The organism is Streptomyces sp. NPDC127595, assembly GCF_042671685.1.
Taxonomy (GTDB): Bacteria; Actinomycetota; Actinomycetes; order Streptomycetales; family Streptomycetaceae; genus Streptomyces.
This window is the reverse complement of record NZ_JBHXWK010000013.1, coordinates 219,928-234,904: the sequence shown is the minus strand read 5'-3', so window position 1 is coordinate 234,904 and position 14,977 is coordinate 219,928. Positions and strand designations below refer to the sequence as shown.

13 protein-coding genes are annotated in these 14,977 nt (G+C 69.2%); 9 read left to right on the top strand and 4 right to left on the bottom strand.

The features are described from left to right. Nucleotides 1-21 precede the first annotated feature (21 nt). A complete protein-coding gene (locus ACFVKT_RS33800) occupies nucleotides 22-648 on the bottom strand; it encodes a DUF3043 domain-containing protein (protein WP_385738681.1) in 627 nt (208 codons plus the stop codon). Between the two features lie 309 nt (nucleotides 649-957). Here ACFVKT_RS33800 and ACFVKT_RS33795 point away from each other — a divergent pair, with 309 nt between their 5' ends. The 7 genes from ACFVKT_RS33795 to ACFVKT_RS33765 all read left to right on the top strand — a co-directional run bounded on the left by ACFVKT_RS33795 (nucleotide 958) and on the right by ACFVKT_RS33765 (nucleotide 9,832). Beyond that, nucleotides 958-1,749, top strand: coding sequence for a PspA/IM30 family protein (locus tag ACFVKT_RS33795; protein WP_385738733.1), 792 nt, complete (start codon nucleotides 958-960; stop codon nucleotides 1,747-1,749). Between the two features lie 44 nt (nucleotides 1,750-1,793). Continuing rightward, the gene (locus ACFVKT_RS33790; RefSeq protein WP_385738679.1) at nucleotides 1,794-2,072 is read left to right on the top strand and encodes a hypothetical protein; all 279 of its coding nucleotides are present in this window, start codon (nucleotides 1,794-1,796) and stop codon (nucleotides 2,070-2,072) included. Nucleotides 2,073-2,361: 289 nt separating this feature from the next. Then, entirely contained in the window at nucleotides 2,362-3,579 is a 1,218-nt protein-coding gene (locus ACFVKT_RS33785; RefSeq protein WP_385738677.1) for a sensor histidine kinase, read from the top strand. Then, a complete protein-coding gene (locus tag ACFVKT_RS33780; RefSeq protein ID WP_385738675.1) occupies nucleotides 3,576-4,259 on the top strand; it encodes a response regulator in 684 nt (227 codons plus the stop codon). Before ACFVKT_RS33785 ends, ACFVKT_RS33780 begins: the two co-directional genes overlap by 4 nt. Nucleotides 4,260-4,415: 156 nt before the next feature. After that, nucleotides 4,416-7,547 (top strand): efflux RND transporter permease subunit, encoded by a 3,132-nt coding sequence (locus ACFVKT_RS33775; protein WP_385738673.1) that lies wholly within the window; start codon nucleotides 4,416-4,418, stop codon nucleotides 7,545-7,547. 227 nt (nucleotides 7,548-7,774) lie between these two features. After that, complete coding sequence (locus ACFVKT_RS33770) at nucleotides 7,775-8,890, top strand: glycoside hydrolase family 19 protein (protein WP_385738671.1); 1,116 nt, start codon at nucleotides 7,775-7,777, stop codon at nucleotides 8,888-8,890. Between the two features lie 120 nt (nucleotides 8,891-9,010). Then, nucleotides 9,011-9,832: an NPP1 family protein gene (locus tag ACFVKT_RS33765; RefSeq protein WP_385738669.1), complete on the top strand. Its 822-nt coding sequence runs from the start codon at nucleotides 9,011-9,013 to the stop codon at nucleotides 9,830-9,832. 60 nt (nucleotides 9,833-9,892) lie between these two features. On the opposite strand, the gene nadA is transcribed toward ACFVKT_RS33765, so the two are convergent. Continuing rightward, nucleotides 9,893-11,077, bottom strand: coding sequence for a quinolinate synthase NadA (gene nadA / locus ACFVKT_RS33760; RefSeq protein WP_385738667.1), 1,185 nt, complete (start codon nucleotides 11,075-11,077; stop codon nucleotides 9,893-9,895). 298 nt (nucleotides 11,078-11,375) lie between these two features. On the opposite strand from nadA, the gene ACFVKT_RS33755 reads away from it, so the two are divergent. Continuing rightward, nucleotides 11,376-11,732 carry an iron-sulfur cluster assembly accessory protein gene (locus ACFVKT_RS33755; protein ID WP_365427349.1) on the top strand — a complete coding sequence of 119 codons (357 nt, stop codon included), beginning with the start codon at nucleotides 11,376-11,378 and terminating at the stop codon, nucleotides 11,730-11,732. A 128-nt stretch (nucleotides 11,733-11,860) separates the two neighbouring features. Here ACFVKT_RS33755 and ACFVKT_RS33750 read toward each other — a convergent pair whose 3' ends face one another. Both ACFVKT_RS33750 and ACFVKT_RS33745 read right to left on the bottom strand, forming a co-directional pair. After that, nucleotides 11,861-13,420 carry a hypothetical protein gene (locus tag ACFVKT_RS33750; RefSeq protein WP_385738665.1) on the bottom strand — a complete coding sequence of 520 codons (1,560 nt, stop codon included), beginning with the start codon at nucleotides 13,418-13,420 and terminating at the stop codon, nucleotides 11,861-11,863. A 203-nt stretch (nucleotides 13,421-13,623) separates the two neighbouring features. Further along, the gene (locus ACFVKT_RS33745) at nucleotides 13,624-13,833 is read right to left on the bottom strand and encodes a hypothetical protein (RefSeq protein ID WP_385738663.1); all 210 of its coding nucleotides are present in this window, start codon (nucleotides 13,831-13,833) and stop codon (nucleotides 13,624-13,626) included. Nucleotides 13,834-13,978: 145 nt separating this feature from the next. On the opposite strand from ACFVKT_RS33745, the gene ACFVKT_RS33740 reads away from it, so the two are divergent. Continuing rightward, nucleotides 13,979-14,953 carry a carbohydrate kinase family protein gene (locus ACFVKT_RS33740; protein ID WP_385738661.1) on the top strand — a complete coding sequence of 325 codons (975 nt, stop codon included), beginning with the start codon at nucleotides 13,979-13,981 and terminating at the stop codon, nucleotides 14,951-14,953. The last annotated feature ends 24 nt before the right edge of the window (nucleotides 14,954-14,977 follow it).

Here is a 14,977-nt window from a genome sequence, read left to right as displayed (position 1 = left end):
CCCCGGAGAAAGAAGCCGCGCTCAGGGCCGCTCTCCGCGCTTGACCTGCGGCTTCGGCAGCCGGAGTCGACGCATCTGGAGGGTACGCATCAGCGCGTAGGCGACCGCGCCCTTCTTGGGCAGGTCGGGATAGCGGGCGGCCAGCTGCTTCTTCAGACGGATCGCGATGCCGACCGAGTCGACCACGATCATCAGGATGACCACGAGCCACAGCAGCAGCGCGATGTTCTGCAGCGAGCCCACCCGCACCATGCTCAGGACGAGGATGACCACGGCGAGCGGCAGGAAGAACTCGGCGATGCAGAACCGCGAGTCCACGAAGTCGCGCGCGAACTTCCGCACCGGCCCCTTGTCACGGGCGGGCAGATAGCGCTCGTCACCGCTGGCCAGCGCGGCACGCTGGCGCTCCATCGCGGACCGACGGTCCTCGCGCTGCCGCTTCGACGCCTCCTTGCGCGTCGTCGGCGTGTTCGCCACGCTCCGACGCTGGGTCTGGGCCTCACTGCGCTTGGGCGTGGGGCGGCCCTTGGGGGCCTGCGGATCACGGGTCTGCTTGGAGTCGGTCACGCCCGCTTTGTCGGCGGGGGCCTTCTCTTCCTTGGCGCGGCTACGAAACACAAAACCCAAGGGTACGCGGTGTGCGCGCATGGACGTCATTCGAGTGGGGAACGATCCGGCAACACCGTACGTCTGTACTGGGAAAGTACTGGGACAGAGGGGACGTTGCGCATGGTTTCGCCGGGTGGGTCCGCAGGAATTCCCCAGGTGTTCCCCGGGAACCCCTGGTGGACCCCGAGACCCACCTACTCCCTACGCCGGAGCGGTGCCGTTCGCAGTCGTCCTTGGGGATGAGCGCATCCGTCCCCGAACAGTGCGGTAATGGATGCAGGGCCCGTACTGTGGGTTCTGTTGCAGTACCTGGAGCTGGAGTCCGTCAGAAGGGGGCGCGCGAAGCCCATGAGCGGTGTCATGAAGCGTATGGGGATGATCTTCCGCGCGAAGGCGAACAAGGCCCTTGACCGGGCCGAGGACCCGCGCGAAACCCTCGATTACTCGTACCAGAAGCAGCTGGAGCTGCTTCAGAAGGTGCGCCGCGGTGTCGCCGATGTGGCGACCAGCCGCAAGCGACTGGAACTGCAGCTCAACCAGCTCCAGAACCAGTCCTCCAAGCTGGAGGACCAGGGCCGCAAGGCGCTCGCTCTCGGCCGGGAGGACCTGGCCCGTGAGGCGCTGTCGCGCCGGGCCGCGCTTCAGCAGCAGGTCACCGACCTGGAGACGCAGCACACCACTCTCCAGGGCGAGGAGGAGAAGCTCACCCTTGCGGCGCAGCGCCTCCAGGCCAAGGTGGACGCCTTCCGTACGAAGAAGGAGACCATCAAGGCCACCTACACCGCCGCCCAGGCGCAGACCCGGATCGGGGAGGCCTTCTCCGGCATCTCCGAGGAGATGGGCGACGTCGGGATGGCGATCCAGCGTGCCGAGGACAAGACCGCGCAGCTCCAGGCGCGGGCCGGCGCGATCGACGAGCTGCTCGCCTCTGGCGCCCTCGACGACCAGTCGGGTCTCGCCAAGGACGACATCCAGACCGAGCTGGACCGGCTCTCCGGTGGTACGGATGTAGAGCTGGAGCTGCAGCGCATGAAGGCCGAGCTGGCCGGTGGCTCCGCGGCGAAGCCGGCGATCGAGGGCGGTTCGGGTCAGGGGCAGTCGCAGTCCCAGCCGCAGGACACGCCGCGCTTCGAGAAGTAGCGACAGGCGGTAACGAGCGGTAACCCACGCCTTAGGAGGGCGACATGATCGTACGGATCATGGGGGAGGGGCAGGTGAGGCTGGACGACAGTCACCTCACCGAACTGAACAAGCTGGACGACGAGCTGCTCGCGGAGATCGAGAGCGGTGACGAGTCCGGCTTCCGCCGCACCCTGGGTGCCCTCCTGGAGGAGGTCCGCCGCCTCGGCGCCCCCCTTCCCGACGACGCCCTCCAACCGTCCGAACTGATCCTCCCCTCCCCGGACGCGACCCTCGAAGAGGTCCGCGAAATGCTGAGCGACGACGGCTTGATCCCTGGCTGACGGGTGGGTGGAGTTTCTTTCGCCCCCTCCGCCCCTGCCCGTCCCTTGTTCCTGGGGCTCCGCCCCAGACCCCGCTCCTCAAACGCCGGAGGGGCTGAAAATCTTTAGCCCGTCCGGCGTTTGAGGACAAGCGCGTTCAGCGCGACAGCGGGGGTCTGGGGGCGGCAGCCCCCAGGTACGGGACGGGCAGGGGCGGAGGGGGCGAAAAAACTTCCCGAGCCCCACCCCCGGCCCGGGGATACCGGCTACCACCGTTCCGAGCCGCGCAAGCGCCCCGTACCGTGAACGGGTGAGCACGCTAGAGCGGACGATGTGCAGAGCCCGCGCCCACCCCCTCGCCGTGGACGCCACGCTCGCCGCCGGCGTCCTCGCCTGCATGCTGGCCGGCTCCTTCGTCGACCCGCACGGCGAGAACGGCGCGACCTGGCTCACCCGCACTCCGAACGCCCTCAGCCTCACTCTGATGGTGCTCGGCGCGGCAGCCCTGGTCTTCCGCCGCCGCGCCCCCATCGCGGTCCTCGCCGCGACGAGCGCCGTCTCCCTGGTGGAGCTGGTGGTCGGCGACCCCAGGGCCCAGGTGACGATGTCCGCCGTCGTGGCCCTCTTCACGGTCGCCTCGGCCACGGACCGCCACACGGCCTGGCGCGTGGGCCTGCTCACGATGACCGTGCTCACGGGCGCGGCGATGCTGGCGGGCCCGCTGCCCTGGTACTCCCAGGAGAACCTGGGCATCTTCGCCTGGACCGGCATGGCGGCCGCCGCGGGCGACGCCGTACGCAGCCGCCGCGCCTTCGTGGACGCGATCAGGGAGCGCGCCGAACGCGCGGAACGGACCCGGGAGGAGGAGGCCCGCCGCCGCGTGGCCGAGGAGCGGCTGCGGATCGCCCGCGACCTGCACGATGTCGTCGCGCACCACATCGCCCTGGTCAATGTGCAGGCCGGAGTCGCCGCGCATGTGATGGACAAGCGGCCAGACCAGGCCAAGGAGGCGCTCGCGCACGTACGCGAGGCCAGCCGCTCCGCGCTCAACGAACTCCGCGCCACCGTCGGCCTGTTGAGGCAGACCGGCGACCCGGAGGCCCCCACCGAGCCCGCCCCGGGTCTCGGCCGCCTCGACGAACTCGCCGACACCTTCCGCAACGCGGGCCTTCCGGTGGAGGTGGCCCGCGACCCCGGCACCACGTTGCCCGCCGCGGTGGACCTCGCCGCGTACCGCGTCATCCAGGAGGCCCTGACCAATGTGCAGAAGCATGCGGGCCCGGAGGCGAAGGCCGAGGTCAGCGTCGTACGCGTGGGACCGAACGTGGAGGTGACCGTCCTCGACAACGGGCCGGGGCAGGATGACGGGCCGGAGGAGGGCGGCGGGCACGGGCTGCTCGGGATGCGGGAGCGGGTCACCGCGCTCGGCGGGAGATGCACGGCGGGTCCCCGCTACGGAGGCGGCTTCCGGGTCCATGCGATCCTTCCGGTCAAGAACCGCACGCCCGCCATGGAAGGCTCCGTATGACCATCCGTGTCCTGCTCGCCGACGACCAGGCGTTGCTGCGCAGCGCCTTTCGTGTGCTCGTCGACTCCGAGCCGGACATGGAGGTGGTCGGCGAGGCGTCCGACGGCGCCGAGGCCGTCCGCCTGGTGCGGCAGGAGCGCGCCGATGTCGTGCTGATGGACATCCGGATGCCGGGGACCGACGGACTGGCCGCCACCCGGCTGATCTCCGCCGACCCGGGGCTCGCGCACGTACGGGTCGTGATGCTGACGACGTTCGAGGTCGACGAGTACGTGGTGCAGTCGCTGCGGGCCGGTGCGTCCGGGTTCCTCGGCAAGGGGGCCGAGCCGGAGGAGCTGCTGGCCGCGATCCGGATCGCGGCGGGCGGCGAGGCGCTGCTGTCCCCGGCGGCGACCAAGGGCCTGATCGCCAAGTTCCTGGCGCAGGGCGACGGTCTGGACGACGACCGTGACCCGGCCCGCGCCGAGCGGCTCGGCGCGCTCACCGGGCGCGAGCGCGAGGTGCTCGTGCAGGTCGCCGGCGGGCACTCGAACGACGAGATCGCCGAGCGGCTGGAAGTCAGCCCGCTGACGGTGAAGACGCACGTCAACCGGGCCATGGCCAAGCTGGGCGCGCGCGACCGGGCCCAACTGGTCGTGATCGCCTACGAGTCGGGGCTGGTACGCCCAAGGATGGACTGAGCTCCACCCGCGTGTACTGCGCCTGGAGTAGGTTCCGCATAAGGAAATGGACCTGGGGGCGACGGAACAGCCACTGGCGATGGCTCAAAGTGTGAGCGGGGGTGCTCAGATGGGCCCCTCCTGCCGCGCACACCACGGAAGAGAGACCCGCCACCCATGTCCTGGCTGTCCCGGTTCAGCCTCGCGCAACGGGCCCTGATAGGTCTGATGTCGATCATCGCGCTCGCCTTCGGAGCGATCGCGATCCCCCAGCTCAAGCAGCAGTTGCTGCCCACCATCGAACTGCCCATGGTGTCCGTGCTCGCGCCGTACCAGGGCGCGTCCCCGGATGTAGTGGAGAAGCAGGTCGTCGAGCCCATCGAGGACAGCCTCGAATCCGTCGACGGCATCACGGGCGTCACCTCCACGGCCGGCGAGGGCAACGCCGTGATCATGGCGTCCTTCGACTACGGCAACGACACCAAGCAGCTTGTCGCCGACGTCCAGCAGGCCGTCAACCGGGCCCGCGTCCAGCTCCCGGACGCCGTCGACCCGCAGGTCATCGCCGGTTCGACGGACGACATCCCGACCGTGGTCCTCGCCGTCACCTCGGACAAGGACCAGCAGGCACTCGCCGACCAGCTCGACCGGACGGTCGTGCCGGAGCTGGAGCAGATCGACGGGGTAGGACAGGTCACCGTCGACGGGGTACGGGACCTCCAGGTCACCGTCACGCCGGACGCCACGGCGATGGCGCGGGCCGGGCTCACCTCCGCCGCGCTCGGGCAGGCCCTTCAGGCGGGCGGCGCGACCGTTCCCGCGGGCTCCTTCGACGAGGACGGCAGCAACCGCACGGTCCAGGTCGGCGGCGGCTTCACCTCGCTGAAGCAGATCCAGGACCTGATGGTCGCGGGCGCCCCCGGCAAGAAGCCCGTACGCCTCGCCGATGTCGCCACCGTGAAGGAGGAGCAGGCGATCGCCGACTCCATCACGCGTACGGACGGCGAACCGAGCCTCGCGGTGAACGTCACCATGGACCACGACGGCAGCGCGGTCGCCATCTCCGACGCCGTCGAGGACAAGCTCGCGGACATGCGCAAGGACCTGGGCACGGGGGCGACGATCACCGTCGTCAGCGACCAGGGCCCGGCAGTGAAGAAGTCCATCGACGGTCTGACCACCGAGGGCGCGCTGGGTCTGCTCTTCGCCGTCCTCGTCATCCTGGTGTTCCTGGCCTCGATCCGCTCGACCCTCGTCACCGCGGTCTCCATCCCGCTGTCGGTGGTCCTCGCGCTGATCGTCCTGTGGACCCGCGACCTGTCGCTCAACATGCTCACGCTCGGCGCGCTGACCATCGCGATCGGACGGGTCGTCGACGACTCGATCGTCGTCCTGGAGAACATCAAGCGGCACCTCGGGTACGGCGAGGAGCGCGAGGAGGCGATCCTCAAAGCGGTCCGCGAGGTCGCCGGCGCGGTCACCTCCTCGACCCTCACCACGGTCGCCGTCTTCCTGCCGATCGGCCTGACCGGCGGCATGGTGGGCGAGCTGTTCGGCTCCTTCAGCCTGACCGTCACGGCGGCGCTGCTCGCCTCCCTGCTCGTCTCGCTGACCGTCGTACCGGTGCTGTCGTACTGGTTCCTGCGCGCCCCCAAGGGCACCCCGGGGGACGCCGAGGAAGCGCGGCGGCAGGCGGAGGAGAAGGAGGCGGCGAGCCGTCTCCAGCGTTTCTACGTCCCCGTGCTGCGCTTCGCGACCCGGCGCCGGCTGACGAGCGTGGCGATCGCGGTCGTCGTCCTCGTCGGTACGTTCGGTATGGCGCCCCTGCTGAAGACCAACTTCTTCGACCAGGGCGAGCAGGAAGTCCTCACCGTCAAGCAGGAGTTGAAGCCGGGCACCAGCCTGGCGGCGACCGACGCCTCGGCCCGGCAGGTCGAGAAGATGCTCGACGGCGTGGACGGCATCAAGGACTACCAGGTCACCATCGGCTCGTCCGGTTTCATGGCCGCGTTCGGCGGTGGCACGGACACCAACCAGGCCTCGTACCAGATCATGCTGGGGGACTCGGCCTCCTCCGACGACGTCCAGGACCGTATCGAGGAGGGGCTCGGCAAGCTCTCCGGTGTCGGTACGACCACGGTCGCGGCCGGGGACGGCTTCGGCAGCCAGGATCTGAGCGTCGTCGTGAAGGCGGCCGACGCGGACGTCCTGCGCAAGGCGGCCGGCGAGGTCCGTGACGAGGTCGCGAAGCTCGACGACGTGACCGACGTGACGAGCGACCTGGCGCAGAGCGTGCCGCGTATCTCCGTCAAGGCCAACTCCAAGGCGGCGGTGGCCGGATTCAACGACGCGACGCTCGGCGCGGCCGTCGGTGAGGCGGTGCGCGGCACGACGAGCGGCACGGCGACCCTGGACGACACCGAGCGGGACATCGTCATCAGGTCGGCGAAGCCGGCCACGACGCTCGCCGAGCTGAAGAACCTGCCGCTGGGCGCCGTGAAGCTCGGTGACATCGCGACCGTGCGACTGGTCGACGGTCCGGTCTCGATGACCCGGATCGACGGGCAGCGGGCCGCCACGATCACGGCGCGGCCGACGGGCGACAACACGGGCGCGGTCAGCTCGGACCTCACCTCGAAGCTGAACGCGCTGAAGCTGCCCGCCGGTGCGACGGCGGAGATCGGCGGTGTCTCGCAGGACCAGGCGGACTCGTTCGCCTCGCTGGGCCTGGCGATGCTGGCGGCGATCGCGATCGTCTTCATGCTCCTGGTGGCGACGTTCCGTTCACTGGTCCAGCCGCTGATCCTGCTCGTCTCGATCCCGTTCGCGGCGACGGGCGCGATCGGCCTGCTCATCGTCACCGGCACCCCGATGGGTGTCCCGGCGATGATCGGCATGCTGATGCTCATCGGCATCGTGGTCACCAACGCGATCGTGCTGATCGACCTGATCAACCAGTACCGCAAGCAGGGCTACGGCACGGTCGAGGCGGTCATCGAGGGCGGCAGGCACCGGCTCCGGCCCATCCTGATGACGGCGCTCGCGACCATCTTCGCGCTGCTCCCGATGGCCCTCGGGGTCACCGGTGAGGGCGGCTTCATCGCCCAGCCGCTGGCCGTGGTCGTCATCGGCGGTCTGATCACGTCGACGCTGCTGACGCTCCTGCTGGTGCCGACGCTCTACACCGTCGTGGAACTGCGCAAGGAGCGGCGGGCGAAGAAGAAGGCGGCCAGGCGCGCGGCGAAGTCCGGCGGGACCACCGCCACCGCGGGCGAAGCGGACAAATCACCGGAACCCGCCGGAGTCTGACCTCTCGCGTGGATCAAGAGGCCCTGTCCTGGCGCAACTTGCGCCAGGACAGGGGCTGTTGGCCATTGAGCGGCATGTTCGGATACCGTTCTTGAATTGGTCCATACCAACACCTTGACGCGGTTTCATTCACACCTTAAAACAAGCGGTGAAGACCCTGCGAAGGTGCAACCCCCCTCTTTCGACTCCCCACTTCAGAGCAAAACGGCGAAAGGTATGACATGGGCATGAAGTTCAGATGGAGGCGTGTGGCCTCCGCCGCCGTCGGCTCCCTCCTCGTGGGTCTGCTGAGCGTGCTGCCCGCGTCCCCCGCCGCGGCCGCCACCGGCCAGATCAGCGGTCTGGCGGGCAAGTGCATCGACGTGGCGGGCGGTTCGAGCACCAACGGCACCGCGGTGCAGATCTACGACTGCAACGGCACCGCCGCCCAGCAGTGGAACGTCGGATCCGACGGCACGATCCGGGCGCTCGGCAAGTGTCTGGACGTCTCGAACAACTCGACCGCCGACGGTGCGCTGATCCACCTCTGGGACTGCGTCGGCGGCGCCAACCAGCAGTGGGTCGTGACGGCCGCGAAGGACATCGTCAACCCCGCGGCGAACAAGTGCCTCGACGTCGTCGGCAACAACTCGGCCAACGCCACCCGGCTGCAGATCTGGACCTGCACCGGTGCCGCGAACCAGAAGTGGACGGCTCCGGCCACCGGCGGCGGCACCACCCCGAGTGGATTCGTCGTCACCGAGGCGCAGTTCAACCAGATGTTCCCGAGCCGGAACTCCTTCTACACCTACAGCGGTCTGGTCGCCGCGCTGAGCGCCTACCCGGCCTTCGCCAACACCGGCAGCGACACGGTGAAGAAGCAGGAGGCCGCGGCTTTCCTCGCCAACGTCAACCATGAGACCGGCGGGCTCTACTACATCGTCGAGCAGAACACCGCGAACTACCCGAACTACTGCGACTGGGGCCAGTCCTATGGCTGCCCGGCCGGTCAGTCCGCGTACTACGGCCGCGGTCCGATCCAGCTGAGCTGGAACTTCAACTACAAGGCCGCGGGTGACGCGCTCGGCATCGACCTGCTGGGCAACCCCTGGCTGGTGCAGAACGACGCCGCCGTGGCCTGGAAGACCGGCCTCTGGTACTGGAACACCCAGAGCGGTCCCGGCACCATGACCCCCCACAACGCCATGGTCAACGGCGCCGGTTTCGGCCAGACCATCCGCAGCATCAACGGCTCGCTGGAGTGCGACGGGAAGAACCCCGCGCAGGTCCAGAGCCGCGTCGACGCCTACAACCGCTTCGTCGGCATCCTCGGCGTCTCGGCAGGAGCCAACCTCTACTGCTGACGGCTCCCTTCCCCGCCTGACCTCGCTCGCCACCGCCGCGTCCCGCGGCGGTGGCGAGCTGGTGCGACCCCCTGTTCGACCGCATCGCAATCCGGTTCCCCCCGATCCATAAGGACCGTCATGAACGCCCCCCGCGGACCCCTCCGTACCGCTGTCCGCTCCCACCGCACGATCCTCGGCGCCTTGGCGCTCGCCGTACTCGGCACCTTCGCCTCGGCCCCCACCGCCAGCGCGAACGAACCGCTGGAGTGGAAGGGCAACCTCAACGACTTCATCGCAGCGGGAGCGCCCGACTGGCAGTTCGCCCGCGCCGTCGGCAACGACACCTGCTGGCCGTCGAGCGCCTTTGTCAACGGTGACCAGCAGGCCCCCTCCGCCGAGCTGAAGCCTTGGCCGGACGCCGACTACGGCTGCGCCGCGACGGGCTCGTACTTCCCGACGTACACCACGGTCAAGACCTGCGGCAGCGACGAGGTGCGGGTCATCTACACGCTGTTCTTCCCCAAGGACGGCTTCACCGGCGGCATCGGCCACGCGTACGACTTCGAGCACGCCGTGACCACCTGGAAGTACGCGGGCGACAACAAGTGGACCCGCTCCACCCTGCTGCTCAGCACACACGGCAACCACCGGGTGCTGACCGACTGGAGCAAGATCGAGTCGGCCGACATCAACGCCGACAACTGGGGCTACGGCAAGGAGCGGCCCAGCGTCTACGTCGGCTGGGGCAAGCACGCGATGTTCAACAACCAGGGCGGTCTGACGGACTACCTGTCGCAGACCACCGACAACGAGTTCCGCAACGACGACTACGCGGGTGACAACACCTCGTACGTGGTCGTCCAGGAGGGCTCCGCGATAGCCAACAAGTTCGACGAGTACAACTGGGGCAGCGCGAGCAGCGACCCCACGCAGGTCTCGCGGGACCTCTGCTACTACTAGGGCACTGAGTAAGGGGCGTCGGCAATGGCCGGCGCCCCTTACTTCCCTCGGTCGTACGGACTACGGCAGAGCCAGCATCCGCTCCAGCGCCAGCTTGGCGAACTGCTCCGTCTCCCGGTCCACCTCGATGCGGTTGACGAGGTTGCCCTCCGCCAGGGACTCCAGGGTCCACACCAGGTGGGGCAGGTCGATGCGGTTCATGGTCGAGCAGAAGCAGACCGTCTTGTCGAGGAAGACGATCTCCTTGCCCTCACTCGCGAAACGGTTCGCCAGCCGCCGTACGAGATTCAGCTCCGTGCCGATGGCCCACTTGGAGCCGGCCGGAGCCGCCTCCAGGGCCTTGATGATGTACTCCGTGGAGCCCACGTAGTCCGCCGCCGAGACGACCTCGTGCTTGCACTCGGGGTGCACCAGGACGTTCACACCGGGGATCCGCTCGCGCACGTCGTTGACCGACTCGACCGAGAAGCGGCCGTGCACGGAGCAGTGGCCCCGCCACAGGATCATCTTCGCGTCGCGCAGCTGCTCGGCGGTGAGGCCGCCGTTCGGCTTGTGCGGGTTGTAGAGGACGCAGTCCTCCAGGGACATCCCCATGTCGCGGACGGCGGTGTTGCGGCCCAGGTGCTGGTCGGGCAGGAAGAGCACCTTCTCGCCTTGTTCGAAGGCCCATTCCAGAGCGCGCTGCGCGTTGGAGGAGGTGCAGATCGTGCCGCCGTGCTTGCCGGTGAACGCCTTGATGTCCGCGGAGGAGTTCATGTACGAGACGGGCACGACCTGCTCGGCTATCCCGGCCTCGGCCAGCACGTCCCAGCACTCGGCGACCTGTTCGGCGGTGGCCATGTCGGCCATCGAGCAGCCCGCGGCGAGGTCGGGGAGGACCACCTTCTGGTCGTCGCCCGTCAGGATGTCCGCGGACTCCGCCATGAAGTGCACACCGCAGAACACGATGTACTCGGCCTCGGGGCGCGCGGCCGCGTCCCGGGCCAGCTTGAACGAGTCACCGGTGACGTCCGCGAACTGGATGACCTCGTCGCGCTGGTAGTGGTGGCCGAGGACGAAGACCTTGTCCCCGAGCTTCTCCTTGGCCGCGCGGGCCCGCTCCACCAGGTCCGGGTCGGACGGCGAGGGCAGATCGCCGGGACACTCGACGCCGCGCTCGCTCCGCGTGTCGGCCTCGCGGCCGAGCAGCAGCAGGGCGAGGGGAGTCGGCTGTACGTCGAGTTCCTGGGTCTGGGCGGTGGTCACGACACCAACCCTTTCTGTTCTGCGGCTCGCTCGGATCACGGGGGCGATCCAGCGCAACATGCCTTTTCGTCGAATTGACGTTATCTATCATAACTGCTTCACGTCACTTTGACGACTGCCATAGCGTCGATGTGACGTGAATCCCGGAGGGGTTGTCCACAGGCCGCTGTCCGTGTCCCGGCCCATGTGCGAGCATGAAGAGAGAACGCGAAGACAAGCGCTCGGCCCGGAATGAATCCGAGGCCCCGCCGGTTGGAATGTCGGCAAGCAGTCTCCGAACAACCCGGGAGAGAAGCAGATGTCCGTATCGGACGAGACCACCACCGTGAACGACGGCATCATCCTGTCCGAGTCGGCCGCGGCCAAGGTCAAGGCCCTGCTCGACCAGGAAGGCCGCGAAGACCTGGCGCTGCGCGTCGCTGTTCAGCCCGGCGGCTGCTCCGGCCTGCGCTACCAGCTCTTCTTCGACGAGCGCTCTCTCGACGGCGACGTCGTCAAGGACTTCGGCGGCGTCAAGGTCGTCACCGACCGCATGAGCGCCCCGTACCTGGGCGGCGCGTCCATCGACTTCGTGGACACCATCGAGAAGCAGGGCTTCACGATCGACAACCCGAACGCGACGGGCTCCTGCGCCTGCGGCGACTCCTTCAGCTAAGCCGCGCGGTCCCGGCGGCTGAGCGCCCGGCCGGCCGCTGCGCAGACGCGTACGAAGGCGGCGTCCCCCTCCGACGGGGACGCCGCCTTCGCGTATCCGCGGCCACCTTCAGGGTGGCGGCCGCTTGCCTACTGCGGCTGCGCCGAGTTCTCCACGGCGCCGAGTTCCGTCCCCTCCGGGATCGCCTTGCCGTCCGTTCCCACGACCTCGCGGTCGCCGAGCGGCTGGTCCAGGTGCACGGGGAGGTCGATCGCCTTGGCGAGCATGATGCAGACCTTGCCCGGCTCCGAGGTGCTGGTCACCGTGACCGTCACCTTGCCGGAGCTCTCGCTCGCCGAGGCCGAGTACTTACTGCACACCCCGCCCCAGAAGCTCACCGTCAGTTCCTCGCCGTCGGCGGTGTAACCCTCCACCTTGACGTCACCGGTCGTGGGCGCCCCGGTCGGCGAAGGGGCCGGCGTCGGTTCCTGCCCGGCCTCCGGCGAGGTCAGATACTGCGGATCGACCGCCGGATGCGTCACCGTGACGACGTCCTCCGTACCCGCGGCCCGGACCTCGAACAGCCAGGACGGCACCAGCGTCTGCTTCCCGTCCACCGAGTGCGCCGCCAGCCCGAACGTGGCCTTCTCGACGGTCGCCGTCGCGGGCGCCGGAGCCACGGTTGCCGCCTCGCACGGCACCTCGTCGCGGTCCTTCAGCGGTACGGGACTGGCGCAGCCGCCGATGCCCTTGGGCCCGCCGCCCGACGCCGACCCGTTCATCAGGTCCAGGGTCTGCTGCGCCGTGATGACGGGGTACGTGTCGCCCTTCACCGGTGTCTTCAACTGGCCGCTGCCGCCGATGACCTTGCCCTCGGAGCTGACCTGGACACCGGTCGTCCAGCCGTACGTCGGCAGGCCGCCGACCACCGGGTCAGCGTTCACCACCCGTACCCGGTCGTCGTTCATGAGCTGAGTCGCGTCCAGCTTCGCGTCGTCCTGGCCGACGGCCTTCAGTACGGGCGCGGCCGCCTTCTTCGCCGCCTCCTCGCTCACCGCCGCCGGACGCAGACCGGCCAGGCCGCTGGACCCGATGGGCCCGCAGGGCTTGCCCTCGACGCAGTTGTCGGTGCCCGGCACATAGGAGCTGTAGGTCCAGGTTCCGGGCGCCGCCTTGCTCACCCGCAGATTCGGTTCGGAAGCGTCGTTCGTGGCGCCGACCGTCCAGTCGCCGCCGTCCGTCCGCGGGGTGCCGGCCACCCCGAGCGCCTCGGCCAGCCGCGCCACCTCGGCCTGGGTCACCTGGCCCTTCGCGGCGTACACGGGCGCCGAGTCCGGTCCGTCGGCGAGGTCGCCCTCCGCCCGGTAGGTCGTGCCGTACGGGTTGGGCTCACCGGGCGCGATGCCGTTCGGGGCGCCCGTACCGTCCGCACCGTCCGTGTCACTCGTACCGCTCTCGGAGTACCCGTCGAGAGCGAGCGCCGGGGGAGTGCCGTCGCCTCCGGGCGTCCCGGAGCCGCTGCCGCCGTTCCCGCCGCCCGCCGCGGTCGTGGCGAAGTACGCCCCGCCGCCCCCGACCAGCAGGACCGCGGCCGCGACCGAGGCGACGGCCACCGGGGAATACCGCCGGCGCGGCTTCGCCGTCTCCACGACCGTCTCGCCCCCCTGGGCGGAATCGGTCGCGTCGTTGTCGGGTCGCTCGGTGCTCACCGCATCGCTCCTTTGGCTCCACTGCTGTCCTGACGACCCGGCCCGGTCAAGATGGGGCGCCGAAAAGGGGCGCTGAGGGGTCGTACACCGCATCCCCTTTACGGGGGACAGCGATGGGACGCAGCGGGGGAGCGCACGGTTCCCTGCGGGCGCGGGTTCCGGCCGATTGTCCGGACGGTTTCAGCCCGTCCTCGCCCGCGCGCTCAGTCGCCGTAGTCGGACATCGCGTCCAGCAGCCGGGCCGACGCGGGCGGCACCGTCACGCCGTGGATGTGGGAGGGCGGCACAGGGAGGGCGGTGGTCCGGTCGGGCGCCGTCCAGTGCCCGGCCATCCGCGCGCAGTCGCCGCGCAGTGAAGCCAGATCGCCGTCGAGGTCTTGCGGAGCGGTGCCGTGGACCTTCAGGTTTGTCATAGCGGCACCGTAGGCACGGTGGCGCTCGCGAAGAAAGATCTACTATCGGGTAGTTTTTGCCGCTTCAATGCGCACTCGCCGACCGGGTAGCGTGAACTGTCAACGCCAGCCCCTTCACATCCCCTCGCAGGAGCGTGTCCTCGCCGTGCGTATCGCAGTCACCGGATCCATCGCCACCGACCACCTCATGACCTTCCCCGGCCGTTTCGCCGACCAGCTGGTCGCCGACCAGCTGCACACGGTCTCCCTCTCCTTCCTGGTCGACAACCTCGACGTACGCAGGGGAGGGGTCGGCGCGAACATCGCCTTCGGCATGGGCCAGCTCGGCACCAAGCCGATCCTGGTCGGGGCGGCGGGGTCCGACTTCGACGAGTACCGCGCCTGGCTGGACCGGCACGGCGTCGACACCGGCTCCGTCCGCATCTCCGAGGTGCTGCACACCGCGCGCTTCGTCTGCACGACGGACGCCGACCACAACCAGATCGGCTCCTTCTACACCGGCGCCATGAGCGAGGCCCGCCTCATCGAGCTCAAGGCCGTGGCGGACCGCGTCGGCGGCCTCGACCTCGTCCTGATCGGCGCGGACGACCCCGAGGGGATGCTGCGCCACACCGAGGAGTGCCGCACCCGCTCGATTCCCTTCGCGGCCGACTTCTCGCAGCAGATCGCCCGGATGAACGGCGATGAGATCCGCGTACTGCTGGACGGCGCGACGTACCTCTTCTCGAACGAGTACGAGAAGGGGCTCATCGAGTCCAAGACCGGCTGGAGCGACGAGGAGATCCTCGGCAAGGTCGGTACCCGCGTGACGACCCTCGGCGCGCAGGGCGTGCGCATCGAGCGCGCCGGCGAGGACCCGATCGAGGTCGGCTGCGCGGAGGAGGAGCGCAAGGCCGATCCCACGGGCGTCGGCGACGCCTTCCGCGCGGGCTTCCTCTCCGGCCTGGCCTGGGGCGTCTCCCTCGAGCGCGCCGCCCAGGTCGGCTGCATGCTCGCCACCCTGGTCATCGAGACGGTCGGCACGCAGGAGTACCAGCTTCGCCGCTCCAGCTTCATGGACCGCTTCACCAAGGCGTACGGCCACGAAGCCGCCGCCGAGGTCCAGACCCACCTGGTGTAGCCAGGGGGTGTCGTTTGGATCACC